Source organism: Methylobacterium sp. A49B (assembly GCF_053346215.1).
Window position 1 is genome coordinate 160,616 of record NZ_JBKFBO010000117.1, and the last position, 24,151, is coordinate 184,766.

The 24,151-nt window shown below is 70.0% G+C and carries 17 protein-coding genes and 1 tRNA gene; 8 read left to right on the top strand and 10 right to left on the bottom strand.

Going from position 1 to position 24,151, the window contains the following annotated elements; translation table 11 throughout:
- Positions 1 to 10: 10 nt before the first annotated feature.
- Positions 11 to 1,057, bottom strand: coding sequence for a saccharopine dehydrogenase family protein (locus ACLBX9_RS22040; RefSeq protein ID WP_447720426.1), 1,047 nt, complete (start codon positions 1,055 to 1,057; stop codon positions 11 to 13).
- A 148-nt stretch (positions 1,058 to 1,205) separates the two neighbouring features.
- On the opposite strand from ACLBX9_RS22040, the gene putA reads away from it, so the two are divergent.
- Positions 1,206 to 4,880, top strand: a complete 3,675-nt coding sequence (gene putA / locus ACLBX9_RS22045; protein ID WP_447720427.1) for a trifunctional transcriptional regulator/proline dehydrogenase/L-glutamate gamma-semialdehyde dehydrogenase — start codon at positions 1,206 to 1,208, stop codon at positions 4,878 to 4,880.
- Between the two features lie 14 nt (positions 4,881 to 4,894).
- On the opposite strand, the gene ACLBX9_RS22050 is transcribed toward putA, so the two are convergent.
- The 3 genes from ACLBX9_RS22050 to ACLBX9_RS22060 all read right to left on the bottom strand — a co-directional run bounded on the left by ACLBX9_RS22050 (position 4,895) and on the right by ACLBX9_RS22060 (position 8,677).
- Entirely contained in the window at positions 4,895 to 6,487 is a 1,593-nt protein-coding gene (locus ACLBX9_RS22050) for an ABC transporter substrate-binding protein (protein ID WP_039892220.1), read from the bottom strand.
- 187 nt (positions 6,488 to 6,674) lie between these two features.
- Positions 6,675 to 6,968, bottom strand: a complete 294-nt coding sequence (locus tag ACLBX9_RS22055; protein ID WP_039892515.1) for a DUF2218 domain-containing protein — start codon at positions 6,966 to 6,968, stop codon at positions 6,675 to 6,677.
- Between the two features lie 272 nt (positions 6,969 to 7,240).
- Positions 7,241 to 8,677: an FAD-binding oxidoreductase gene (locus tag ACLBX9_RS22060; RefSeq protein ID WP_447720428.1), complete on the bottom strand. Its 1,437-nt coding sequence runs from the start codon at positions 8,675 to 8,677 to the stop codon at positions 7,241 to 7,243.
- A gap of 136 nt (positions 8,678 to 8,813) precedes the next feature.
- Between ACLBX9_RS22060 and ACLBX9_RS22065 the strand changes: the two genes are divergently transcribed.
- The 4 genes from ACLBX9_RS22065 (at position 8,814) to ACLBX9_RS22080 (ending at position 12,167) form a co-directional block, all read left to right on the top strand.
- A complete protein-coding gene (locus ACLBX9_RS22065; RefSeq protein WP_447720429.1) occupies positions 8,814 to 9,509 on the top strand; it encodes a fumarylacetoacetate hydrolase family protein in 696 nt (231 codons plus the stop codon).
- A 6-nt stretch (positions 9,510 to 9,515) separates the two neighbouring features.
- A complete protein-coding gene (locus ACLBX9_RS22070) occupies positions 9,516 to 9,980 on the top strand; it encodes an NUDIX domain-containing protein (protein WP_039892218.1) in 465 nt (154 codons plus the stop codon).
- Between the two features lie 108 nt (positions 9,981 to 10,088).
- Positions 10,089 to 10,163: transfer RNA gene (locus ACLBX9_RS22075), tRNA-Gly, on the top strand.
- A 498-nt stretch (positions 10,164 to 10,661) separates the two neighbouring features.
- Entirely contained in the window at positions 10,662 to 12,167 is a 1,506-nt protein-coding gene (locus ACLBX9_RS22080; protein ID WP_447720430.1) for an MFS transporter, read from the top strand.
- Between the two features lie 476 nt (positions 12,168 to 12,643).
- Here ACLBX9_RS22080 and ACLBX9_RS22085 read toward each other — a convergent pair whose 3' ends face one another.
- The gene (locus ACLBX9_RS22085; protein WP_010682215.1) at positions 12,644 to 13,987 is read right to left on the bottom strand and encodes a dicarboxylate/amino acid:cation symporter; all 1,344 of its coding nucleotides are present in this window, start codon (positions 13,985 to 13,987) and stop codon (positions 12,644 to 12,646) included.
- A 340-nt stretch (positions 13,988 to 14,327) separates the two neighbouring features.
- On the opposite strand from ACLBX9_RS22085, the gene ACLBX9_RS22090 reads away from it, so the two are divergent.
- Both ACLBX9_RS22090 and ACLBX9_RS22095 read left to right on the top strand, forming a co-directional pair.
- Positions 14,328 to 16,157, top strand: coding sequence for an ATP-binding protein (locus ACLBX9_RS22090; protein ID WP_447720630.1), 1,830 nt, complete (start codon positions 14,328 to 14,330; stop codon positions 16,155 to 16,157).
- A complete protein-coding gene (locus ACLBX9_RS22095; protein WP_447720431.1) occupies positions 16,154 to 17,503 on the top strand; it encodes a sigma-54-dependent transcriptional regulator in 1,350 nt (449 codons plus the stop codon). Before ACLBX9_RS22090 ends, ACLBX9_RS22095 begins: the two co-directional genes overlap by 4 nt.
- Before the next feature lie 249 nt (positions 17,504 to 17,752).
- Here the strand turns inward: ACLBX9_RS22095 and atzF are convergent, their stop codons facing one another.
- The 5 genes from atzF to ACLBX9_RS22120 are packed head-to-tail and all read right to left on the bottom strand — an operon-like array spanning position 17,753 to position 23,085.
- On the bottom strand, positions 17,753 to 19,558 hold the full coding sequence (atzF, locus tag ACLBX9_RS22100) for an allophanate hydrolase (RefSeq protein ID WP_447720432.1): 1,806 nt from the start codon (positions 19,556 to 19,558) through the stop codon (positions 17,753 to 17,755).
- Positions 19,559 to 19,579: 21 nt separating this feature from the next.
- A complete protein-coding gene (locus tag ACLBX9_RS22105; RefSeq protein WP_447720433.1) occupies positions 19,580 to 20,494 on the bottom strand; it encodes a polysaccharide deacetylase family protein in 915 nt (304 codons plus the stop codon).
- The gene (locus ACLBX9_RS22110; protein ID WP_447720434.1) at positions 20,494 to 21,276 is read right to left on the bottom strand and encodes an ABC transporter ATP-binding protein; all 783 of its coding nucleotides are present in this window, start codon (positions 21,274 to 21,276) and stop codon (positions 20,494 to 20,496) included. Before ACLBX9_RS22110 ends, ACLBX9_RS22105 begins: the two co-directional genes overlap by 1 nt.
- Entirely contained in the window at positions 21,269 to 22,138 is an 870-nt protein-coding gene (locus tag ACLBX9_RS22115; RefSeq protein WP_447720435.1) for an ABC transporter permease, read from the bottom strand. The genes ACLBX9_RS22110 and ACLBX9_RS22115 overlap by 8 nt, the downstream gene beginning before the upstream one ends.
- Positions 22,135 to 23,085: an ABC transporter substrate-binding protein gene (locus ACLBX9_RS22120; RefSeq protein WP_447720436.1), complete on the bottom strand. Its 951-nt coding sequence runs from the start codon at positions 23,083 to 23,085 to the stop codon at positions 22,135 to 22,137. Before ACLBX9_RS22120 ends, ACLBX9_RS22115 begins: the two co-directional genes overlap by 4 nt.
- Positions 23,086 to 23,201: 116 nt before the next feature.
- Here ACLBX9_RS22120 and ACLBX9_RS22125 point away from each other — a divergent pair, with 116 nt between their 5' ends.
- A complete protein-coding gene (locus tag ACLBX9_RS22125) occupies positions 23,202 to 24,098 on the top strand; it encodes a LysR family transcriptional regulator (RefSeq protein WP_039892216.1) in 897 nt (298 codons plus the stop codon).
- Positions 24,099 to 24,151: the final 53 nt, after the last annotated feature.

Sequence of the window (24,151 nt, forward strand, 5' to 3'; positions counted from 1 at the left end):
CAATGCGCGATCAGAGATCCGTCCGCACCACATCCGGGAAGCCCAGGATGAAATCCGCGCCGAAGGCGGTGACCGGCGTGTGAAATCCCGCGGCCACGGCGCCGGCCGCGAGGCGTCGGGCAACCTCCAGGGCCGTCCGGACCGTCAAGGTGTAGCCCTCGGGCGTCTCCATCCGGCCGGCAACGCGCCGTCCCGTCGCATCCCAGGCCTCGGCCAGGAACGTGCTGCGGGCCGAGGCCCGCGCGGCGGCGGACGGTCCCTCCGGCAGCCGGTCGATCCCACGATTGATCAGCCGCTGCGCCGTCTCGCCGGCGATGATCCGGCGGAGGCCGGCCGGCAGCCCCGCCGCCGCCGCCATGGCGGGGAAAGCCTCGAAGTAGACATCGATATCGGGGACGCCGGTCGAGTACCACGCGCTCGACACGTCGCCCCAGCCGAGCCCGACCGTGCGCCGGGATCCGCGGCCGAAATCGGCGCTTCCGCGAGGCGGGCTCGGCAACTCGACGATCCGGCCGCCGCGCCGCACCCGCGTGCCCCAGGCGATCCCCTCGGCCATGGTCCGGGCGGTCCCGCGGCTGAACCCGCCAAACCCACCGATCGAGATCCGCAGGCGGTTCGCGCCGGGCAGTCGCGCCGCCACATGCGCGGCGAGGCAGTCGCTCGGCACCACGTCGAAGCCCGCCGCGGGCAGGAGGACGATGCCGGCGGCCTTTGCGTCCGCGTCCCGCGCGGCCAGAGCCTCCAGGACGCTGATCTCGCCGGTGATGTCGCTGTAATGAGCGCCCACGGCGAGGCAGGCCTCGGCCATGGGGCGTGCCGTCTTCGAGAAGGGGCCGGCCGCGTGGATCACCACCGCGACGTCCGCCAGGGCGGCGCGCAGGCCGTCCGGATCGTCGAGGCGGGAGGCGCGCCACGCGAGCCCGAGCCGCGCGGCGAGGGGACGGAGCTTCTCGGGGTCGCGACCGGCCAGGATCGGTCGCAGTCCCTGTCCGACGGCGTGCTCGGCCAGGAGCCGGCCGGTGTAGCCTGTGGCGCCGTAGATCATGATCGCGGTCATGTCCGGGCTTCTGCCACCGCGACGGCCGGTATCAAAGCGCGCGACGCGAGGCAAACGGGCAGACGCCGCCTGTTAAACTGCGACGCCGGAGGGCGTAGCCTGCGGCAGGCCTGAGGTGCGAAGCTTCGGCCCGCTTCGGGGATGGTCCATGCGTGACGCCCGTGACTCAGAGCGTGCCGCCGGTCCGTTCAGGGCCTTCGCCGCCGCGCTGCCGTCCCTGTCGCCCCTGCGCGCGGCCGTGGTCGAGGCCTGTCGGCGGCCGGAGCCCGACTGCGTCGGACCGCTCCTCGACCAAGCGCGCCTGCCGTCCGATGCCGCTCGGCGCGTGGCCGATCAAGCCCGGCAACTCGTCGAATCGCTGCGGCGCCGGATGCCCCGCGGGGGCGTCGAGGGTCTGATCCACGAGTATGCCCTGTCGAGCCAGGAGGGCGTGGCGCTGATGTGCCTCGCTGAGGCGCTGCTGCGCATCCCCGACACGGCGACGCGCGACGCGCTGATCCGCGACAAGATCGCGGGCGGCGACTGGCGCGCCCATCTCGGGCACAGCCGGTCGCCCTTCGTCAACGCTGCGACCTGGGGATTGCTCGTCACCGGCCGTCTCACAGCGACCCGAGACGAGGCCGGCCTGTCCGCGGCGCTCACGCGGCTGATCGCCCGCGGCGGCGAGCCGGTGATCCGTGGCGGCGTCGATCTCGCCATGCGGATGATGGGCGAGCAATTCGTCGCCGGCCGAACCATCGAGGAGGCTCTCCGCAACGCCGCGCCGCAGGAGGCGAAGGGTTTCACCTACTCGTACGACATGCTCGGCGAGGCCGCGGTGACCGCGCACGACGCCGAAAGCTACTTCCGCGCCTACGAAGAGGCCATCCAGGCGATCGGGGATGCCGCGGCCGGTCGCGGCGCGCTTCTCGGACCCGGAATTTCGGTCAAGCTGTCGGCGCTGCATCCTCGCTACTCGCGGATGCAGCGCGCCCGCGTCCTGGCGGAGCTGACGCCGCGGGCGCTTGGGCTCGCGCGCCTGGCGAAGGAGCGTGGCATCGGCCTCAACATCGACGCGGAAGAGGCCGACCGCCTCGATCTGTCGCTGGACGTCCTGGAAGCCCTCGCGACCCATCCGGACCTCGCCGGCTGGGACGGCCTCGGCTTTGTCGTGCAGGCCTACGGCAAGCGCTGTCCCTTCGTGATCGACGTGCTGATCGACCTCGCCCGGCGCAGCCGGCACCGGCTGATGGTTCGTCTCGTGAAGGGCGCCTACTGGGACAGCGAGATCAAACGGGCTCAGGTCGACGGGCTCGCGGATTTCCCGGTCTTCACCCGGAAAGTTCACACGGACGTCTCGTACCTCGCCTGCGCGCGCCGCCTCCTGAACGCGCCGGACGCCGTCTTCCCGCAATTCGCGACCCACAACGCGCAGACACTCGCCACAATCGTGGAGATGGCGGGCCCGGCATTCCGGCTCGGCCAGTACGAGTTCCAGTGCCTGCACGGCATGGGCGAGCCCCTCTACGAGGCGGTGGTGTCCGGGGAGATCCTGCAGAGGCCCTGCCGGATCTACGCGCCCGTGGGCACGCACGAGACCTTGCTGGCCTATCTGGTCCGGCGCCTGCTGGAGAACGGGGCCAATACCTCCTTCGTCAACCGGGTCGCCGACGCCACCGTGCCGGTGGAGACGCTCATCGCCGATCCGGTCGCCGCGGTAGAGGCTGCGGCACATCCGGGCGCGCCGCACCCGCGCATCGCGTTGCCGCGGGCTCTCTACGGTTCGACCCGTGCCAACGCGGCCGGCCTCGACCTCACCGACGAGGCGGCGCTCAGCTGTCTCGCCGAAGGACTTGCTGTGAGCGGGCAAACCGAGTGGTGCGCCGTACCCTCTGGCAGCGATCCCGCTTCGGCCGACGCGGCCGTCATCAATCCGGCGGATGGACGGGACCGGGTGGGCGCGTGGCGGCCGGCCACGCCGGCCGAGATCGAGCGAGCGATCGCACGCGCCGCTGCCGCCTCTGCAGCCTGGGCTGCGACCCCCTGCAGCGTTCGGTCCACCACGCTGCGTCGCGCGGCCGACACCCTCGAGGCGAGAATGCCGGTCTTGATCGGCCTAGTCGTCCGCGAGGCCGGAAAATCCTTCGGCAACGCCGTGGCCGAGATCCGCGAGGCCATCGACTTCCTGCGCTACTACGCCGCCGAGGCCGAGCGGACGCTCGTCGGCGCGCTGGACCCGCTCGGGCCGGTCGCCTGCATCGCGCCCTGGAACTTCCCGCTGGCAATCTTCGTCGGGCAGGTGGCCGCAGCCCTGGCGGCGGGCAACCCGGTCCTCGCCAAGCCGGCCGAGGAGACGCCGCTCGCCGCCGCCGAGGCCGTCCGGATGCTGCATGCGTCGGGCGTCCCGGATGACGTGCTCCAACTCGTGCCCGGCGACGGCACGGTCGGCGGTGCCTTGGTCGGCGACGCGCGGGTGCAGGCCGTGATGTTCACCGGGTCGACGGCGGTCGCCAAAGAGATCCAGCGCGTGCTCGCCGAACGCCTGAACCGCTTCGGCGAGCCCGCCGCGGTCATCGCCGAGACCGGCGGCCAGAACGCCATGATCGTCGATTCTTCGGCCCTGGCCGAGCAGGTCGTGGCGGATGTCATCGCCTCAGCCTTCGATTCCGCGGGTCAGCGCTGTTCGGCCCTGCGCATCCTGTGCCTGCAAGAGGACATCGCCGACCGGACGCTCGCGATGCTGCTGGGGGCGCTTCGCGAGATGGCGATCGGGGATCCCCGCCGCCTCTCCACGGATATCGGCCCAGTCATCACCGCCGCGGCCGCCGAGGCCATTGCCGGCCACGTGGCGATGATGCGCGCCCGCGGCTTCGCCGTGCACCAGGTCCCCCTTCCGCCGGGCACGGGAGACGGGAGTTTCGTGCCGCCGACGCTCATCGAGATCGAGCGCGTCGCCGACGTCGGGCACGAGGTGTTCGGACCGGTCCTGCACGTCCTGCGCTATGCCCGGACCGACCTCGACCGGCTTCTCGGGGACATCGATGCCACCGGCTACGGCCTTACCTTCGGGCTGCACAGCCGCATCGACGAGACGATCGCGCATGTTCTCGGACAGGTGCGCGCTGGCAACCGTTACGTGAACCGGACCGTGATCGGCGCGGTGGTGGGGGTGCAGCCTTTCGGCGGTTCAGGCCTGTCCGGCACCGGGCCGAAGGCCGGCGGCCCCCTCTATCTCGGCCGGCTCTCCCGGCGGCCGTCGAGCGCCGCCGTTAGCGAGTGGGCAGCCGGTGGTGCGGCGATCCGCCCGTTCCTGGACTGGCTGCGCTCGAACGGCCACGGCCGGATCGCCGACCGTCTCGCGGCCGTCCACTTCCCCACCTTCGCGGAAACGATCCTGGAAGGGCCCGTCGGCGAGCGCAACCTTCACACGGTCCGTCCCCGAGGCCGCGTCGCCGCAATCGCCCTGACCGAGACGGGACTCCTCGTGCAACTCGGGACGATTCTAGGCAGCGGGAACAGCGCGATCGTCGTCACCCCGGAGAACGAGCGATTCAGCCTCCCTGGGCTTCCGCCCGCGTGCGCCGCACGGATTACTTGGGCCGCGGATCTCGAGGCCGCACCGGCGCTCCACGCGGTCCTGTTCGAAGGTGATGCGGCCGGCCTGCTTCGCCTGAACCAGGCCATCGCGGCGCGCCCCGGGGCGATCGTGCCTGTCCAGGCGCGCACGTCGGAGGCGCTGAACGCAGGCGACCTCTACGGTGCGGCCGGCCTCATTGAGGAGGTCTCGACCGCGATCAACACCGCCGCGGCCGGGGGGAATGCCAGCCTCATGAGCATCGGCTAGGCGGCCGCCATGCGTCAGGCGGCGCGGCGCAGGTTCCAGAACAGGGGCAGGCCCGTGAGCATGCCGTCGAGGTCGCACCGATACGCGGTTGGCTGGAAGTACTGGCCGCACGGGATGTAGGCGCCGACGCCGAGGGCGCGCTCCTGGATCTGCGCGGCCACGACCTTCTGGGCCGCGAGGTCGGGCTCCGCGAACCAAGCCGCGCGCAGGTCCTCGAGGGGCGCGTCGGTCAGCCAGCTCGGGACCCCGGCGCGACCATTGCCGCGGATCACCAGATGGTAGGCCGGCGACAGGTGGTCGAGGCCGCCGGAGAAGATCCCGAACATCGACCAGCCGCCCTGGTCCAGCGGCTTCGGGCTGAGGATCCGCTGATTGACCGTCCCCCAGTCGGTGGCCACGACATCGACGTTCATCCCGAGCTTGCGGCAGACGTCGGCCATGACCTCGCAGATCGCGTTGATCCGCGGCACGTCGGTGCCCGAGAGCAGCACGACACGCTCACCCTTGTAGCCCGCCTCCGCCAGGGCACGCTTGGACGCCGCGAAGTCGCGCGGGCCGGCGAACACGTGAAGTCCGGCGTCCGAGGCCATCGGGCCGCCCGGCGTGAACACGCCTGCCGGGCCGCGCCGAATGGCCGGGTCGCTGCCCGCGACAGCATCCATCATCTCGCCCTGATCGACGGCCGAGAGCAGGGCGCGGCTGATCGCCGGGTTGTCGAAGGGCGGCAGCGTGTGGTTGAGCCGGATCTGTCCGATCAGTCCCGCGGTCTCGACAAGCTCGACGCGCACGGCGCTCTGGCGCATCAGATCAGGGACGAGGTCGACAAGGGGCTGCTCCCACCAGTCGATCTCACCGGAGCGGAGGGCTGCGGCGGCAGTGCCGCCATCGGGGATCGTGCGCCACTCCACCCGGTCGAAATGTGCAATTCGCGGACCGGCCGTGAAGCTCGGCGTACCGTCCTGGCGGGGCCGATAGGCCTCGAACCGGCGGTAGACGTTGAGTGAGCCCGGCACCCGCTCGTCGGCGACGTAGCGGTAGGGTCCGCTGCCGACCACTTCTGGCACCGCCTGCGTGGCCGGCACCGTGCTCAGCCGCTCGGGCATGATCACCGGGACGTAGGAGGTCGGCTTGGCCAGTGCGTCCGGCAGGAGGGGGAATGGCCGCTTGAGCCGAAACTCCACCACCGCATCGGACGGGGCCGTCAGCGCGTCCACTGTCGCGAACAACGCGCCCCCGTAGGCATCCCGCTGTGACCAGCGCCTGAGGCTCGCCACCACGTCGCGGGCGAGCACCGGTGTGCCGTCGTGGAAGCGCAGGCCGTCGCGGAGGTTCAGGCGCCACGTCAGGCCGTCCGCCGAAACCGTGTGACCGGCCACCATCTGCGGCTGCGGTCGGTAGGCGGCGTCGAGACTGTAGAGGGTGTCGAACACCATCAGCGCGTGGGTGCGCGTGACGTAGTTGGTCGTGATGATCGGATCGAGCAGGGCCAGATCGGCGTAGGGCACGAAGCGCAGCGTCGTCGCCGAGGCCGCCCGGACCAGGGCTGGCCGCGCGAGGGCTCCGGCCATCAGCGCTCCCGCGCCTTGCAGCAGGGTGCGTCGCTTCATCGATCCATCCCGGTCGCATCTGCAGGTCGTCGCCCCGGCGGGTGGGCGCGTATCGCTCGCAAATGGTACGCCAGAGATGGCTTGCTCCGGAAACGCGCAGGCCCGTCCGGCGTCGCGCCGGACGGGCCTGCGCGTCCCGCGCGGCGCGTTTTCCTATAGGTCTAGCGGGAAGTCCGGATGCGGTTGCTCACGCGGCGCGAGACCAGCGGATGTCGCCGAGGCTCTCGCGGAAGGCGAAGCGGGCGAGGTGGTCGGAGACCACGTTCTCCAGCCGGGTGAGGTTGACCGGGTCGGCGCTGTCGATCCGCATCAGCAGCGCGTCGGGCTCGGCGTCGAAGGTGCAGATACGGTCCTCGCCGAAGGGCACGGTGCCGTGCATGGAGGTCGCCTCGACCTTGAACTTGTGGCTCCAGTGCCGGCAGAGCTGCTGCAGGTAGCGGCTCGCTTCGGTGGTCTGCACGCGGGCCTGTGAGGTAGGCATTCCGTCGGTCTCCAGAAGGATCAAGAACTGTCTGTCGGGGACGGGTCGTGTCTCGATCTCGCACATGCGAGATAGGAAAGCCTCAGAGCAATTGCCATGCCCAGCGGTGACGGACACGTCGCCGTCGTCTCTCTGCGAAGGTCGGTCCGAAGCGTTAGCGGCCGCTTAACACCTCAGGCGCCCGCGACGGATCGCGACGACGCGTGGCTCTCCTGCACCCATCTGCGTCCCGAATTATGGCGCGGCGCACAAAATCGGGCCGCGTGACGCTGTCAGCTGTCCGGCCTGAGCGCGATGACCTTGCCGGGATTGAGAAGGTTCAGGGGGTCGATCGCGCCCTTCAGCCGGCGCATCAGGTCGAGACCCACCGGATCGCCGTAGCGTTCGAGCTCGTCGCGCTTGATCAGGCCGACCCCGTGCTCCGCCGCGATCGAGCCGCCGAGGCCGTGGACGATGTCGTGGACGATGCGGTTGAACCGACCCCATTCCGCCAGGAAGTCCGCAGGCGGCATCTCCGCGGGCTGCGTCAGGTTGAAGTGGATGTTGCCGTCGCCGAAATGCCCGAAGCCGCAGGGTCTGAGACCCGGCATCGCGGCGATGCAGGCGTCTTCGGCCTGCTCCAGGAAGTCGGGCAGGCGCGAGAGCGGCACCGAAATGTCGTGCTTGATCGAAGCGCCTTCCCGCGTCTGGGCCTCGGGAACGCCTTCGCGCAGGCGCCAGAGGGCGTAGTCCTGCGCGCCGCTCGCGCCGATTGCCGCGTCGGCGATCAGGCCATCCGCCATGGCGTCTGAAAGGGCGGCCTCCAACCCGGCACGCGCATCGGCATCCGGCCGCGCCGAGGCCGCCTCGATCAGCGCGTAGGCGCCGTGCGGATCCGCCAGCGGACGGACCGTACCCGGAACATGCCGCAGGACGATCTCCAGGGCGAAGGGCGGCAGGTACTCGAAGGCCGTGAGGTCCCGGTCCAGCCGGGACCGGAGGAACACGAACAGATCGAGGGCCGCCCGCGCCGAATCCAGACCGACGAAGGCGACGCCGGTGGTCCTGGGCTTCGGGAACAGCTTGAGCACGGCCGCGGTCACGATACCCAACGTGCCCTCGGACCCGATGAAAAGCTGCTTCAGGTCGTAGCCGGCGTTGTCCTTGCGCAGGGCCTTGAGCCCGTTCCAGACCCGTCCGTCGGCCAGGACCACTTCGAGACCGAGGACGAGGTCCCGCGCGTTGCCGTAGGCCAGGACCGCGATACCGCCCGCGTTCGTGCTGATGCCGCCTCCGATCCGGGCTGAGCCGCGCGACGCGTAGGAAAGCGGGAACAGCATGCCGGCCGCGTCGGCCGCCGCCTGCACCTCCTGCAGGATCATCCCGGCCTCCACGGTGATGGTGGCGTCCACGGGATCGACCGCGCGCAGCCGCACCAGCCGCTCCAGGGAGAGGACGACACCACCGTGCGGCACCCCGGCGCCAGTGAGCCCGGTATTGCCGCCGAGGGGAACCACCGCGACGCCCGCCTGCGTGCAGGCGCGGACCGCGAAGGCGACCTCCTCGGTGCTGCCAGGGCGCAGGACGGCGAGAGCCGAGCCGGTGAACAGCTTCCGGCTCTCGACCAGGTAGGGCGCCATGTCCTCCGGATCGGTCACCACGTGCCGATCGCCCAGGCCATCCCGGAGCGCGGCGAGCAGAGTGTCGAGGGAGGCGGCCATCGGAGTCATCGGTAAAATTTTGTAGGCCACAGCGCCGTCGTGGCAAGCGCCGGGATGGCGCGGGCCGGCGCGGAGCTTACAACGGTCCGGTAGTTGCCGGGCGGAGCGTCGTCCGGCCGTCGAACGATCCACCGCAGAGGCAGAGATGCTCTCCGTCATCCAGAACCCGCCCCGCGTCGCGCTTCCGATCGTCGGCAGCAGCGACCTCTTTCCCGTCCGGCGCGTCTACTGCGTCGGCCGCAACTACGCCGCCCATGCCCGCGAGATGGGTGCGGACCCGGACCGCGAGCCGCCGTTCTTCTTCATGAAGCCCGCCGACGCGCTCCAGATCGTCGGTGCCGAGCCGACGCCCCATGCGTACCCGCCGAAGACGCGGAGCTACCACTTCGAGGTCGAGATGGTGGCTGCGCTCGCCGGCGGCGGCAGCGACATCCCGGTGGCGAGCGCCCTGGACCACGTCTACGGCTACGCGGTCGGCCTCGACATGACCCGCCGCGATCTCCAGGACGAGGCCAAGAAGATGGCGAGGCCCTGGGATCTCGGGAAGGCAGCGGACGGCTCGGGCCCGATCGGCGCTTTGCACCCGGCTTCCGAGATTGGGCACCCGAGGCGCGGTTCGATCACCCTGTCGGTGGACGGCGAGACGCGCCAGAAGGGCGATCTGGGCGATATGATCTGGTCGGTGGCCGAGCAGATCGCCTACCTGTCGGAGTACTTCATCCTCCAGCCGGGCGACCTGATCTTCACCGGCACGCCCTCCGGCGTCGGTCCCGTCGAGCGCGGACAGCGAATGATGGCGGCCATTGACGGGCTCGGCGCGATCACGCTCGACGTCGCCTGATCCGACATGATCCTCGATCGGCCGCTGTTCCGGCACCTGTTTCACCTCGGGGCTCTCGCATCCCGGGGCATGACGCTCGGCGTGCGCGGCATCGCCCTTGATGCGCAGGGCTGCGTGGCGCTGGTACGTCACACCTATGTCAGCGGGTGGCACCTCCCGGGCGGCGGCGTGGAGCGGGGCGAGACCGCGCACGACGCGATGGTCCGGGAGTTCCGCGAGGAGACGGGGATCGTCGCCGGGGAGCGGCTCCGCCTCCACGGCCTCTACCGCAATGTGGTCGCGGCTCCGCGGGACCACGTCGCGCTGTTCATCCTTGAGGCCTTCACCATCCCGCAGCCGAAGGTCCCGGACCGCGAGATCGCCGCCTGCGCATTCTTTCCGATCGATGCGCTGCCTGACGACACGACACGCGGGACGCGGACCCGCCTCGACGAACTCCGCCTGGGACGTCCGCCCGCCCCGAATTGGTGAATCGGCGCCCGGGGCAAAAGAGACGCTTGCGTCGTCCGGCGGAATGGTGTTTAGAGAGCGCCGCCGGGGGCCGCCGGCACGAAAGTTCGGGCGGCGCGGCACTAGTGAGCGGGTGTAGCTCAGGGGTAGAGCACAACCTTGCCAAGGTTGGGGTCGAGGGTTCGAATCCCTTCGCCCGCTCCAGTTTTTCCAACCCATTTATTGATTTACAAGGCCGCACCTTCGCGGCCTTTGTCGTTCCTGACCGGTTGCGGGATCGTCCTACCCCACCGGGCGGTCTGATCCGAACGTTGGTGCAGGATCACCGAGAACATTGCGCTGAGCGCGGTCCACTTTGCCGGGTCCGGGGGCACTGCGCGACGGGCCCGAAGCCAGCCCGGCAGCGTTGCGCCCATCACAGCTACCGAGCAGGCCTCGAGAGCATCTTGGAAGCCGAAATTACGAGAGCCCCCTTTATACGTCCGATCACCGACGATTACTTGTAATTTATGTACTACCAAAGACGGTCGCGGTGTTAGCTCAAGAATGACGCTGATATTGATGCAGCAGCGGCATTATAGGCTTTGCGAGCCCACAACAAGCTCATCCCCGTTAATCGACGACCGGCCGGTCCGGTGATTTCGGCTTGAATCTGGCCTGTCTGCTGGGCTCTACTCCCGAAGGCTGAGCCGGGAGTTCGACATGGAAAGGCAGGTTCCTGTCGCACCGGAAGTGCAGCGTCAGCGAGCTAGGTTCATCTTGCAGGAGCCGGTTCCGAGCAAGTCCTTCGCTCGGCTCGGCGTCTATACTTGGCTTGTCGTCTGCGTCACCTGTCTAGGCGCCGCCGCCGGGCAGATCGATGCCAGCATCGTCCAGCTGGGATTGCCAGCTCTGGAGCAAGCCTTCGATGCGTCGCTCGATCAGGTGAGCTGGGTCGCGGTGGGCTACAGCCTCGCATTCGCCGCGGTGCTGCCCGTCTACGCTCGGCTGGCCGAAATTGCCGGGCGCAAGCTGATGTACCTTCTCGGCTTCGCGCTGTTCGGGCTGTTCTCGGCTCTATGCGGATTAGCCCCGAGTCTGCCGTGGCTCATCGCCTTTCGCGTGCTGCAAGGCATGAGCGGAGCTCTGCTCGGGGCGAACAGCATCGTCATCCTCGTGGCAGCCACAGATCAATCTCAGCGTGGACGTGCGATGGGACTGTTCGCCAGCGCCCAGGCCATCGGTGTGAGTACGGGACCAGCGCTCGGTGGCCTGCTGCTGAGCAACCTCGGCTGGCACTGGATCTTCTGGGTGACCGTGCCGTTCGCTGCTCTCGGAGCGGTGCTGGGCTGGGTGCTCGTGCCGGTGAGCGCGCGGCTCAGCGAGGCAGTTACGTTCGACTGGTGGGGCGCACTTTTGCTGATCCCAGCCCTGAGCGCGTTGATGATGACGCTCACCGAGCTGAATGCCTGGGGGCCATACTCGCCCGCGCTGCTCATCTGCGCGACGTCAGCAGCCGTTTTGCTGACAGGGTTTGTCTGGTGGGAGAAGCGTGCCCCTGAACCGCTGATCGACTTGGGCTTGTTTCGGTCGCGTGCCTTCACCGGCAAGACGGTCGCCACCTTGCTGTCCTACGCGATGCTGTACGGGATGTTCTTCACCATGTCGTTCGCGCTGGTGCGCGGCTACCACGACGCGCCGCTTTCGGCGGGACTGCGGCTCGCCATCATACCCGTTGCGCTCGGCGTGGTGGCGCCGTTTAGCGGCAGCCTCTCAGAGCACTGGCCGCGTCTTACGACAAAGGTCAGCATGGGATTGTGCGCGGCTGCGACTGTCGGTCTGAGCCGAACGCTCACCGGCAATCCCAGCAGCGAGCCGGCCATGATGATGTTGCTGGCCATGTATGGGGTGGGACTCGGCTTGTTCATCGCCCCGAACAACAGCGCCACTCTAGCGGCGGCACCGGCCGAGCATGCCGGACAGGCGGGCGGCCTGTTGAACCTCATGCGGGCATTCGGCACGGCAACAGGGGTGGCAACTGCTTCCACGTTGCTCGCATGGCGCTTGGAATTAGCGTCTGGCGTTCACGGACGTACAATTGGGGTGAGCGAGCATGCCTTGTTGGGCGCGGCGAGCGACGTGATGATCCTACTGACCGCGCTCGCGGTGGCGACGATGCTTGCCGCATCATTGGAAGATCGAGGGCGGTCTTTGGCGCAGCCTACCTGATACCTTCGCCGATCCGCCTTCGTCGGCTCGCCTGGCAGATGCATGCCGGTCGAAGGGTGTATCCGGGCGCGCTCCGGCGCCCGAACGCATCGCTTTCAGGCGGCCGCCGCGTACCGGTGTCGCCGGCATCATGACCACGGCAATCTTCGCCGCTCAGCGTGCGGCGCAACGCGCCGTCCCCGTATCACAACGAGCGTCGCTTCTCCGACTTGAGCGCCGCGACTGCCAAGGCCGCGTGCGGCCAAGCCGAGCCGATTGCATCGCGCCCTCTGCCGCCGACCGGCCGATCGGACTGATGGGATCCGAATTGGGCGTGCCGCTTTCCCGTCGGATCAGGAATGGATGCCTGTGCCTGCGCGGGATGTCCGCGGGTTCGCCGAACGCTCGAGGGCCAGGACCGGTCCAATGGCAGCGATTGGCCGGTCCGCCTGCTCTGTCCGCAGTCGGTCGCGCGCGGCGACCGACTGCGGCTTCCATTACTCAGCCGGCTGCAGCGCGCCCGTCGGCACAGCTTCACGCACGCTCCGTCCGGCGAGGGCGTCGGCGAGCTTGGCTTCATCGACCTCGTTCTCCCAGCGCGCAACCACGATGCAGGCGACCGCATTGCCGATGAAGTTGGTCAGAGCCCGGCACTCAGACATGAACCGGTCGACCCCAAGGATCAGTGCCATGCCGACCACCGGCACGGACGGCACCACCGCCAGCGTCGCCGCCAGGGTGATGAAGCCCGAGCCCGTGACGCCCGCCGCCCCCTTCGAGGACAGCATCGCCACGAGCAGCAGCAGCGCCTGCTCGCCGAGGCTCAGCGGTGTGTCGGTCGCCTGGGCGATAAACAGCGCCGCCATGGTCATGTAGATGTTGGTGCCATCGAGGTTGAACGAGTAGCCCGTGGGCACCACGAGGCCGACCACCGGCTTCGAGCAGCCGGCCCGCTCCATCTTCTCCAGCAGCGAGGGCAGCGCCGACTCGGACGAGGACGTGCCGAGCACGAGAAGCAACTCTTCCTTGATGTAGCGGATGAGCTTGATGATCGAGAAGCCGTTGTAGCGGGCGACCGCTCCCAGCACGACCAGCACGAAGATCGCCGACGTCAGATAGAAGGCGGCGACGAGGTAGGCGAGGTTGGCCAGCGAGCTGATGCCGTACTTGCCGATCGTGAATGCCATCGCGCCGAAGGCGCCGATCGGGGCGACCTTCATGATGATGTTGACGACGCCGAAGATCGCCTCGGAGAGCACCTTGATGATGTCGAGCACCGGCTTGCCGCGGTCACCCAGGAAGGCGAGGCCGAAGCCGAACAGCACCGAGAAGAACAGCACCTGCAGGATCTCGCCGCCCGCGAAGGCGCCGACAGCCGTCGTGGGGATGATGTTCATCAGGAAATCGACGATGCTCTGCTCCTTCGCCTTGCCGGCGTAGGTGGCGATCGCCTTCGGATCGAGCGACTTCGGGTCGATGTGCAGTCCGTTGCCGGGCTGGAGCACGTTGGCGACGACGAGGCCGACGATCAGCGCCAGCGTCGAGAACGTCAGGAAGTAGATCAGCGCCTTGCCGCCGACACGGCCGACCTTCTCGAGGTTGGTCATCCCGGCGATGCCGGAGACAACAGTGAGGAAGATCACCGGGGCGATGATCATCTTGACGAGCTTGATGAAGGCGTCACCGAGCGGCTTCAGCTCGGCGCCGAGCTGCGGATAGAAATGTCCGAGCAGGATGCCGATCGCCACCGCGACCAGGACTTGGAAGTACAAGGTCCTGTAGATCGGCCTGGGCTTGGCGGGCGGATGGGGTGCTGTGAGCGGGGATGGTACGGCAACCATGGGGCGTTCTCCCTGTCGTCGGGTTTCATCGGGGCGGCTGGCGCCGGCGTAGTCCGGCAGGGTCCGCGCTTGGTCTTGGCCTTCCGGAACACAGCTTTGCCTTGAGGACATGGCTGTGTTTCATTCTGTGAATGGCAACGGCCGTGCCACGGGATGGGCGCTGGCGATCTTTTGTTAAAGCTTTGTTCCGTATGAGATTTTTTAGAACGCTGATCGGCTGCCGGGTCGCCGGTCGTGCGGAAATCCGCACCCACATGGCCGGAACGGTCTGGATCTCCGCTCCGGTGGATGGTCCGTGATCGAGGCCTCGGAAACCACGCGGGGGCGGGCGGCCCGGATCATGCCGGGTCGCGGCTTGATCGTCCTCGCCTGCCTTTGCGCAATCGTCACCGCGGCCTGGCTCGCGGGACGCACCGCGGAGCGCTGGGCGCTCACGGATCTGCGGCGCGGGGCCCGATCGGCGATCGGGCTCCAAGTCGGCTTGCTGCTTGCCGAGATGCAGAAGCAGGCATCCCTGCCGCTGGCGCTCGCCGCCGACCCGGAGGTCGCTGCGGCGGTCGCTTCGGGAGCCGGGCGCGAACTCCTGGACCGGGTCGACCGCCGGCTCTCCGAAGTGGCAGCGGCCACCGGCGCGGCGGTGATCTACGTCATCGGTGCCGAAGGTGTGACGGTGGCGGCCAGCAATGCCGGTGGCGACGGAAGCTTCGTCGGGCGCGACTACGCATTCCGTCCGTACTTCCGGCAGGCGCTCACGGAGGGTGCGGGTTCGCAATTCGCCCTCGGCACCGTCAGCGGCCGGCCCGGTCTCTACTTGGCCCGGCGCATCGGCGCGGCGGTCGGGGTCGTGGTGGTCAAGGTCGAATTCGACGCGGTCGAGGCGGCTTGGCGGGCCGCTCAGCAAGTCACGTTCGTCACCGATGCCCGCGGCATCGTCCTCGTCACCAGCGAGCCGTCCTGGCGTTTCGGGACGCTCGACGCCCTGGACGCTGCCGAACGCGCCCGGATCAAGGCGGGTCGCGAGTTCGGAACCGCGGCGCTGGAGCGGTTGCCCCTGCATGCTACCGGCCAGGCCGATGTCAGTCGCATCGGGCGTGGGGCGCTCCCGGCCTGGACGGCGATCACCACCCAGGCGCCTGTGCCCGGGACCGGCTGGACCCTGCACACGCTGACCCCGGTCGGAACCACAGTGGAGCGCGAGCGGCTTCAGGCCTGGATCATCGCTGCCCTGACCACGGCGCTGGCGGGCTTCGGGGCCGTAGCCCTGGCTGACCGGGGCCGCCGGACGCGGGCGCGGCTTGCGGAAGCGGCCTCGCGCCGGGCAGAGCTGGAGAGCCGCGTCGCTGAGCGAACCCGCGCCCTGCGGGAAGCCAACGCGCAGCTGCGCGCCGAGATCGAGGAGCGGCAGCGCGCTGAGGCCGAGCGCGAGCGCCTCGGCCGCGAGCTCGCCCAGGCCGGCCGGCTTGCGGCTCTCGGACAGTTCGCCGCCAGCATGGCGCACGAGATCAACCAGCCGCTCGCCGCGATCCGCTCCTACGCGGACAACACTGCGGTCCTCGTCCGCCGCGGCCGGACGGAGGACGCGGCCGAGAACGCCGCCGCCATCGGCCGGCTCACCGATCGCATCGCCGGGCTTACGCGACAGCTCAAGGGGTTCGCCCGGCGCGCCTCGCCGCGCCGGGAGCCGGTGCCGCTTGGCGGAGTGCTGGACAACGCACTGGAACTGGTGCGCGCCCGCGCCGCCGCCCTGGGCGTGCCCCTGGAGGCGGACGCGTCCGATCCGGAGCTGCGCGTCCTCGGGGACGGGCCGCGTCTGGAGCAGGTGCTGGTCAACCTTCTCCAGAACGCCCTCGACGCGGTGGCCGGACGTCCCGACGCCCGCGTCAGTCTGCGCGTCGATGCCGCGGTTTCCGAGCGCGTGGCGGTGGAAGTGACTGACACCGGCCCCGGGATCCCGACGGCGGAGCGCGGCCAAGTCTTCGATGCGTTCTTCACGACCAAGAGCGACGGCCTCGGGCTCGGCCTCGCCATCGCCCGCGGGATCGTGGAGGATTGCGGTGGGAACCTGACCTTGGTCTGCAAACCGGGGGGCGGCACGGTTTTCCGGATGGAGCTCATCCGGGCGGCGGGGGCGGATCGGGCATCGGGGCAGCGCGTGGGGGCGGCGCAGTGAGTGAAGGCGGAGCGGGAACGCCCGAGCGCGTCGTGTTCATCGACGACGAAGCCGAGGTGCGCCGGGCCAACGGCCAGAGTCTGGAGCTCGATGGCTTTGCCGTCGAGGCCTTCCCGGCGGCCGAGCCGGCCCTCGCGGCGATCCTGGCCTCTCCGCCAGGCGTCGTGATCAGCGACGTGCGTCTGCCGGGCCTCGACGGGATCGGCCTTCTGGCACGGCTGCAACGGGTTGATCCGGATCTGCCGGTGATCTTGATCACAGGCCACGGCGACATCCGCATGGCCGTGGCGGCCATGCAGGGCGGTGCCTACGATTTCCTGGCCAAGCCCTATCCGGCCGAGGCACTGGTCGCCTCGGTGCGCCGGGCACTGGAGAGGCGGCGTCTCGTCCTGGAGAACCGGGCGCTGCGTGCCCGGCTCGACGCGGCGGTCAAGGAGGACTCCGCCTTTCTGGGCGATTCCCCCGCGATGGTCCGTCTGCGGACGCTCGTGCGCGAGGTGGCGCGAGCCGATGTCGACGTGCTCGTCTTCGGCGAGACCGGGTCCGGCAAGGAGGTGGTGGCGGGCGCCCTGCACCGCTGGAGCCGCCGCGCCGGGCGCAATCTTGTGGCGATGAATTGCGGTGCCCTGCCGGACTCCGTGGTGGAGAGCGAGCTGTTTGGGCACGAGGCGGGCGCCTTCACCGGGGCAGTCAAGCGCCGCGTGGGCCGGATCGAGCATGCCCACGGCGGCACGCTGTTCCTCGACGAGATCGAGAGCATGCCTTTGCCACTTCAAGTCAAGCTCCTGCGGGTGCTCCAGGAGCGCGCCGTGGAACCGCTCGGCACCAACGAGGTGCGGCCGGTCGACATGCGGGTCGTGGCAGCCACCAAGGTCGATCTCGGGCAAGCGGCGGCGCAGGGCACGTTCCGCGACGATCTCTACCACCGCCTCAACGTCATAACGGTGGCGATCCCGCCCCTGCGCGACCGGGGCGATGATGTGATGCTGCTATTCGAGCACTTCCTGCGCCGCGCGGCCGAGCGCTTCGGGAAGGCGGTGCCGGCGATCACCCAGGCCATTCGCGATCACCTTCGGGAGCACGCCTGGCCTGGCAACGTCCGCGAACTCGGCCACTTCGCCGAACGCTACGCCCTGGGCTTCGTCGAAGTGCATCAGGTCGCGCCCGAGGGGTCCGCCGGAACGCTTGCCGAGCAGATGGACCGCTACGAGAGCCGGCTCATTCGGGAGGAGCTGCAGGTCGCGGGCGGGGACGTCCGCGCGGCCGCTGAATCGCTCGGCCTGCCGCGCAAGACTCTCTACGATAAGATGACGCGCCACCGACTTAACCCGGCCGATTACCGGTAGCCGCGATCTTGGGGATCGTTTGATCTCAACGGCTCATTCTGCTGCGCCTCCTCCAGATCAGGTCAGCAGATTTCGATCTGACCTGTCTGACGCGCAGTCCGCGACCGACACGCCGGGTGAGGCACGGCGGGTTGCGGAAATCGAGCGGCCGCGCTCGCGGAGCAAGGTCGGTTTGGTTGAGGTTCGCCCGCCTCCCCGGCGGAGTTGCTCGAAGCCCTCATTCTGTTTTGACCAGCTACGGCACGCCGGTCACGCCGCCGCACTGCCGGTCACGTAGCGGCGCCAGCCGCCGAACCGCGTGATATCGGCCGCACCCGCGATACCGGCCGCCTCCACCAGGAAGCCCTTCGGCGTGGTCCCGTCGTTGAGCCGTACGGTACCGATGCTGAGCGGATCCGGTATTCCGGCCACGAAAGTCCCGAAGGCGGACGGCGGCAACGCCCAGACCTCCGTCTCGATCCCGCTTCCTTCACCGGCGGCCACCCGCAGCAGGCCGGGACGATGCGGCGGCCCGCCGGGCAGGGCGTAGAGGCGGTAATCCGGCCGCGTCACCCCCGCGCGGAGGTACCGGGCGCCACATGCGACCAGCTCGCCGTTCAGGGGCAGGCCCGACAGATGCGCTCCCACGACCGCCAGCTCGATCTCGCCGGGCCTCGCCGAAGCCGGCCCCGATTTCGCGGCCGGGACCGGTGCCGCACTGGCGCCGATCCGGCCGGCCGAGGCCGCGTGCAGGCGCGCGCCCAGAGCGGCGAGCAACCCGTCGCACCCGCGCGGCGCCAGCAGGGTGACGCCGGAGGGAAAGCCGCCGGTCCTGGAGCGTCCCGGGACTGCGAGGGCGCACCAGTCGAGCAGGTTGACGAAGTTGGTGTAGGTCCCGAGTTCGCTGTTCGGCCCGATCGGGTCGGCGGCGACGGACGCACAGGTCCGGGGGCGCGGATAGGTCGGCACGGCGAGGACGTCGATGCGGTCCCAGATCGCGTCCGCGTGGCGGCACAGCTCCGCCAGTCTGTAGAGGCCCGCGAAGGCGTCCGCGGCGCTGTAGCGCTCGGCAGCGGCGATGACCGCCCGCGTCGTCGGGTGCAGGATCCCGGGCCGTGTCTCCATGACCGGCCGGACCGCCGCGTAGCGCTCGGCCACCCACGGACCGTCATAGAGCAGGGCCGCCACGGCGAACATGGGGTCCAGGTCGACCGGCGCCCCTGCGCCCGTGATTGCTTCGAGATCCGCGGCCGCCGCCGCGAAGGCCGCCTCCGAGAGGCCGTCGCCGCCGAACCGCCGGCTCGCCGCATCCGGAAGCCCCAGACGAAGGCCCGGCGGCAGGCCGGCGGGCGCGGACGGCACGGGCAGCGCCCGTGACCAGGGATCAGCCCTGTCCGGACCCAGCATGGCCCGGAAGGCCGCGTCGGCGTCGGCGACGGTGCCGGCGAAGATCGAGAGGGTGTCGAGGGTCCGGCAGGCCGGCAGCATGCCGCGGCTGGAGACCGCCCCGAGGGACGGCTTCAGGCCGACGATGTTGTTCAGCGCCGCCGGCACCCGGCCCGAGCCCGCGGTGTCGGTCCCGAGGGCGAAGGACACGATCCCGTGCGCCACCGCCACGGCGGAGCCGCTGCTGGAGCCACCGGGGACGTAGGCCGGATCGATCGCGTTACGGGGGGCCGGGTAGGGCGTGCGCAGACCGACCAAACCGGTGGCGAACTGGTCGAGATTGGTCTTGCCGATCAGGATCGCTCCGGCCGCCAGGAGGCGCGCCACGGCGGGTGCGGTCTCGGTAGGGCTATAGGCGAAGTCCGGGCAGGCGGCGGTGGTCGGCAGCCCGGCCACGTCGATGTTGTCCTTGACAGCGAAGGGCACGCCCCAGAGCGGCATCGACACGGGGTCGAAGGGCGGCAGCGCGGCCGCCGCAGCCTGCGCGTCGGCCTCCGGCACCAGCGCGAGGAAGATGCCGGGATCGTCGACCTCGGCGATCCGGCGATAGGCCGCGGCTACGACGGCGCGCGGGTCGAGGCCGTCGGCATAGGCCGCGTGCAGAAGTGGGATCGTCGGGAAGGGCGACACGGCGGCTCCTCGGGTCGCGGCTCAGGATGCGTCGCCGGTGGCGCGGTACCAGTCGAGGATCTCGCCCCCCTGCATGACGGCCACGTCGGCGCGCGCCAGGATGGCGTCCAGCAGCCGTTCCAGCAGACCGATCCGGTGCGGCACGCCGGTGATGTACGGGTGGATCGCGAAACCCATCACCTTGGCCCCGCCGAGGGGGCCGGGATACGCAGCCTCGAGAGCGAGCCGGTCGAGGTTGGCGAGCGCCCGCTCGACGAATTCGTCGGCCCGGTGGTGCTGGATGGCCAGCAACGGGATGTCGTTGAGTTCGACGGAGTAGGGGAGGGCGACGAGGTCGCCCGTACGCGTCGCCACCCGGCAGGGGCGGTCGTCGACCACGAAGTCGCCGACATACTCGAGGCCGGCCGCGTGCAGGTGGTCAGGCGTGTCGAGGGTCTCGGTGAGGCCCGGTCCCAGCCAGCCGCGCGGCGGGCGCCCCGTGGTCTCGGTGATTGCCGCGATGGTGCGAGAGATCATCGCCGGCTGGTCCTCGACCCGGTGGGTCGGCACCTGATGGAAGCCGTGGGCCATGAATTCCCAGCCGGCCGCGTGGGCGGCCTGGGCGACGCGGGGATAGGCCGTGCAGACCGAGCCGTTGATCGACAGGGTCGGGCGGATGCCGCGGCTGGCGAAGGCCTCGAGGAAGCGCCAGAAGCCGACCCGCATACCGTACTCGTGCCACGCCCAGTTCGGGATGTCGGGCAGCAGGCTCGCGGCGGTCGGCGGCACCAGGATCTGGCGCGGCATGGGGTGGTCGATCAGCCAGTGCTCGACATTGACCACCGGCCAGATCGCGACGTGCTTGCCGCCGGGCAGGGTCAGCCACGGCCGGTCGATGGCGGCGGTGTAAGCGAGGCGGTTCTCGGGCCGGCGGGTATCGTCGGGGGCCGTGTCCATCAGGCGGCGGCCCGCGGGGCGTGGTGGCTGTGGAGCTGGGCTGCCAGCATCCGCCGCAGGTCGTTGAAGCTGGGGCTCGACACGTCGCGCCGCCGCGGCAGCTCGACCGGATGGATCGCCTCGATCCGGCCGGGACCCGGCGACATCATCACGATGCGGTCGGCCAGAAAAATCGCCTCCTCGATGGCGTGGGTGACGAACAGGATCGTCAGCCCGGTGCGCGACCAGAGGTCGAGCAGCTCGTCCTGCAGGCGCTCGCGGGTCATGGCGTCGAGCGCCCCGAAGGGCTCGTCCATCAGCACCACCTCGGCCTCGTTGGCGAGCACCCGGGCGATGGCGACGCGCTGCTTCATCCCGCCCGAGAGCTGGTGCGGATAGGCGTCGGCGAAGGCCTGGAGGCCGACGAGGGCGATGTAGCGCTCGGCGGTGTCGCGCACCTCGGCGGCGGAGCGGCCCCGCGCCTTCGGGCCGAAGCCAATATTGTCCCGCACGGTGAGCCACGGGAACAGGCCGTAATCCTGGAAGACCATGCCGCGGCTCGGTCCCGGCCCCGCGATGGGCTTGCCCCACATCAGGGCCTCCCCGGCGCTCGGCGCCTCGAAGCCGGCGGCGACCCGCAGCAGCGTCGACTTCCCGCAGCCCGAGGCGCCGAGCAGGCAGACGAACTCGCCCCGCGACACGGTGAGGTTCGCCTCGCGCAGGGCCTCAGTGCGGCGCCCGCCCGCCGTGTAGGTCTTCGAGACCGCGCGCATGTCGAGGATCGGGATCGTGGGATCAGCCATGGGTGGGGCTCCAGGCGAGCAGGCGGCGGCCGAGCTGCATGACCAGCCAGTCGGACACGAAGCCCGCGACCCCGATCACCGCCATGCCGCAGATCACGATCTCGGTGCGCGAGAGCTGGCGCGCCTCCATGATGATTGCGCCGAGACCGGTCTGGACGCCGGTCATCTCGCCGACGACGATCACCACCCAGGCGAAACCGAGGCCGAGCCGCAGGCCCGTGAAGATCGACGGCAGCGCCGCCGGCAGCACCACCCGGCCGAACTGCGCCGGCCCGGTGCAGCCCAGCATCGCGGCCGCCTCGAACAGGCGCGGCTCCACCGAGCGGACCCCGAACACCGTGTTGACCAGGATCGGGTAGAACGCCCCGAGGAACACGAGGAAGAAGGCCGAGCGCGGCCCGAGGCCGAACAGGATCATGGCGAGCGGCAGCCACGCCGTGACCGGGACCGGCCGCAGCACCTGCAGCACCGGATCGAGGAGGGCCCGGATCAGCGGGACGCGGCCGATCAGCAGGCCGAGCGGCAGGGCCGCGGCGGCCGCGAGCGCGAAGCCGCCGTAGACGCGGCCCAGCGAGGCCGCGAGGTGGGTCCACAAGGTGCCGCTGAACGCGTCGTCGTTGACGCCGCCGACCGCGAGATCCCGCAGCTCGGCCCAGACGTCGGCGGGGGGCGGAATCAGGCTGTAGGGCCGGCCCGCGGTGGTCACCTGCCAGATCGCCAGCAACAGAGCCGGCACCACACAGGCCAGGGCCAGCCCGCGGAGGCGGGCGAGCATCGGGCTCGCCGTGCCGGCCCCGCGGGCCGGGGCCGGCGTCACCGGCGCCGTCACCGGCAGGGTGCCGGCCTCGACCCCGGTGCTCACGCCCGCCCCATCGCGTCGACGAAGCGGGTGTCGATGAAGCCCGCCTCGGGAAGGCGCTTGATCTGCTTGAGCGCCAGCATGTGCTGCGCGTAGGCGCCGGCCTGACGGACCTCGTCCGGCCCGAGGCGCCAAGTCAGCTCGACGTTCGGGGCCGAGAGTTCGAGCGCCTCGCGCTTCTGGCCGAGCTTGGCCACCGCCATGGCGATCATCGCGTTGCGGTCGCCGGCCGCGAAGTCGGTCGCCTTGCGGTGGATCTCCAGCATGGTCCGGACGAGGTCCGGCCGCTCGGCCAGCGTGTCGCGATGGGCGCCGAACACCATGTTCAGCGCGCCCATCTCGGTGCCGTACGGGTACTCGACGAGCTGCCCGACCCCCGAGGCGAGGCTCACGCCGGGGCCGGGCTCGGCGCCGACATAGGCATCGACGTCACCGCGGGCCAGCGCGATGTGCATTTCCGAGAAGGAGACCCGCACGGGGGTGATGTCCTTCACGGAGAGGCCCTCCATGCGCATCCGCTCCAGGACGAAGACCTCCTGGGTGCTGCCGGGCCAGATCGCGACGCGCTTCCCGCGGAGATCCTTGATGGCGCGGATGTCGGAATCCTTCTTGGCGATCACCGCCATCCCGCGGTTGCAGGTGGAGGCGATGACGACGATCGGCTCGCCGGCCGCGGCCCCCAGCGTCGCCGCCGCGATGCCGAAGGTGCCGAAATCGACCGACTTGGTGACGACGGCGTTCTTGCACTCGGTGGGACTCTCGAAGGGCACCACCTCCACCGTCACGCCCGCGGGGGTGAAGCGCTCGTAGAAGCTCGGCGCGATCGAGTGGATCAGCTTGAGCGAGCCCATCCGGATGGTGACAGGAGTGCTATGGGCGCGTGCCCCGGACAACGGCCCGGCGACGAGGCCGGCCCCGAAACCGGCCAGGAGGGTACGGCGGCGGATCATCGCATGGCTCCTGCAGAGTCCCGATGTCCACGACGCTAGGGGCGCGCGATGTTGCAAGGAAGTGCTATTATCTGAGCATGGTGTTGCGTTTCGGGAAACGGGCCGGAGCCGATCGCGTGAAGCACCTGCGCAGTGTCACTTACATCGCCGAGGTCGCCCGTGCCGGCTCGATCCGGCGCGCTGCGGAGCGGCTGAACCTGACGCCCTCAGCCCTGACCCGTCAGATCCAAGATCTCGAGCACGAGCTCGGCACGCCGATCTTCGAGCGCCTGCCGCAGGGCATGCGGCTCAACGCGGCCGGCGAACTCTTCGTCCGTCATATCCGCGACCAGGCTGCGGACCTCGACCGGGTTCGCTCGCAGATCGCCGACCTCTCCGGGGTCAGGCGGGGCCACGTGGCGCTGGCCTGCAGCCAGGCCTTCATCACGCAGGTGGTGCCGGAGGAGGTGGAGGCCTATCGCAGCCGATTTCCCCAGGTCGGCTTCACCGTGCAGGTCCGCGACCACGCGCAGGCGGTCACCGCCCTCGCGGCCTTTGAGGCGGATCTCGCCCTGATCCTGCAGCCGCCGCCCTCGGCGGAGCTGCACCCGCTCTATTCCGGTCACCAGACACTCTGCGCGCTGATGCGCCGGGGCCATGCCCTGGCGGCGGAGAGCGGCCCGGTGCGCCTGCGCGACTGCCTCGCCCATGCCCTGGCGCTGCCGGACCGTTCGCTCGCGATCCGCCACCACATCGAGCACACGCTCGCCCGCCGCGGTGTCGAACTGCGGCCGGTGGTCGAATCCGGCTCCCTGGAGTTCCTGCGCAATCTCACGCTGCGGGAGGATGTGGTCAGCCTGCAGATCCCGAGCGGCATCCCGCAGGATCCGCGCCTGCACAGCCGGCCCATCGACACCCGCGACCTGACGCCAATGACCCTGGTCCTGGCGCAGCTGCGCGGTCGATCGCTCTCCGTGGCCGCGGCGAAGTTTGCCGATCAGCTTGCCGTCCGGCTTAATCGTGACGATCCCTGACGCGTCGTGCGTGTCGAGGCCGCGCCCAGTTCCTCAGGGTCGGAGGCGCGTCA

Excerpts from the sequence above, each read along its gene's own strand:
- ACLBX9_RS22120 (WP_447720436.1), bottom strand. The coding sequence starts at position 23,085 with ATGATCCGCCGCCGTACCCTCCTGGCCGGTTTCGGGGCCGGCCTCGTC.
- ACLBX9_RS22105 (WP_447720433.1), bottom strand. The coding sequence starts at position 20,494 with ATGGACACGGCCCCCGACGATACCCGCCGGCCCGAGAACCGCCTCGCT.
- ACLBX9_RS22090 (WP_447720630.1), top strand. The coding sequence starts at position 14,328 with ATGCCGGGTCGCGGCTTGATCGTCCTCGCCTGCCTTTGCGCAATCGTC.
- ACLBX9_RS22070 (WP_039892218.1), top strand. The coding sequence starts at position 9,516 with ATGATCCTCGATCGGCCGCTGTTCCGGCACCTGTTTCACCTCGGGGCT.
- ACLBX9_RS22060 (WP_447720428.1), bottom strand. The coding sequence starts at position 8,677 with ATGACTCCGATGGCCGCCTCCCTCGACACTCTGCTCGCCGCGCTCCGG.
- ACLBX9_RS22065 (WP_447720429.1), top strand. The coding sequence starts at position 8,814 with ATGCTCTCCGTCATCCAGAACCCGCCCCGCGTCGCGCTTCCGATCGTC.
- putA (WP_447720427.1), top strand. The coding sequence starts at position 1,206 with ATGCGTGACGCCCGTGACTCAGAGCGTGCCGCCGGTCCGTTCAGGGCC.
- ACLBX9_RS22055 (WP_039892515.1), bottom strand. The coding sequence starts at position 6,968 with ATGCCTACCTCACAGGCCCGCGTGCAGACCACCGAAGCGAGCCGCTAC.
- ACLBX9_RS22110 (WP_447720434.1), bottom strand. The coding sequence starts at position 21,276 with ATGGCTGATCCCACGATCCCGATCCTCGACATGCGCGCGGTCTCGAAG.
- ACLBX9_RS22080 (WP_447720430.1), top strand. The coding sequence starts at position 10,662 with ATGGAAAGGCAGGTTCCTGTCGCACCGGAAGTGCAGCGTCAGCGAGCT.
- ACLBX9_RS22040 (WP_447720426.1), bottom strand. The coding sequence starts at position 1,057 with ATGACCGCGATCATGATCTACGGCGCCACAGGCTACACCGGCCGGCTC.
- ACLBX9_RS22085 (WP_010682215.1), bottom strand. The coding sequence starts at position 13,987 with ATGGTTGCCGTACCATCCCCGCTCACAGCACCCCATCCGCCCGCCAAG.
- ACLBX9_RS22050 (WP_039892220.1), bottom strand. The coding sequence starts at position 6,487 with ATGAAGCGACGCACCCTGCTGCAAGGCGCGGGAGCGCTGATGGCCGGA.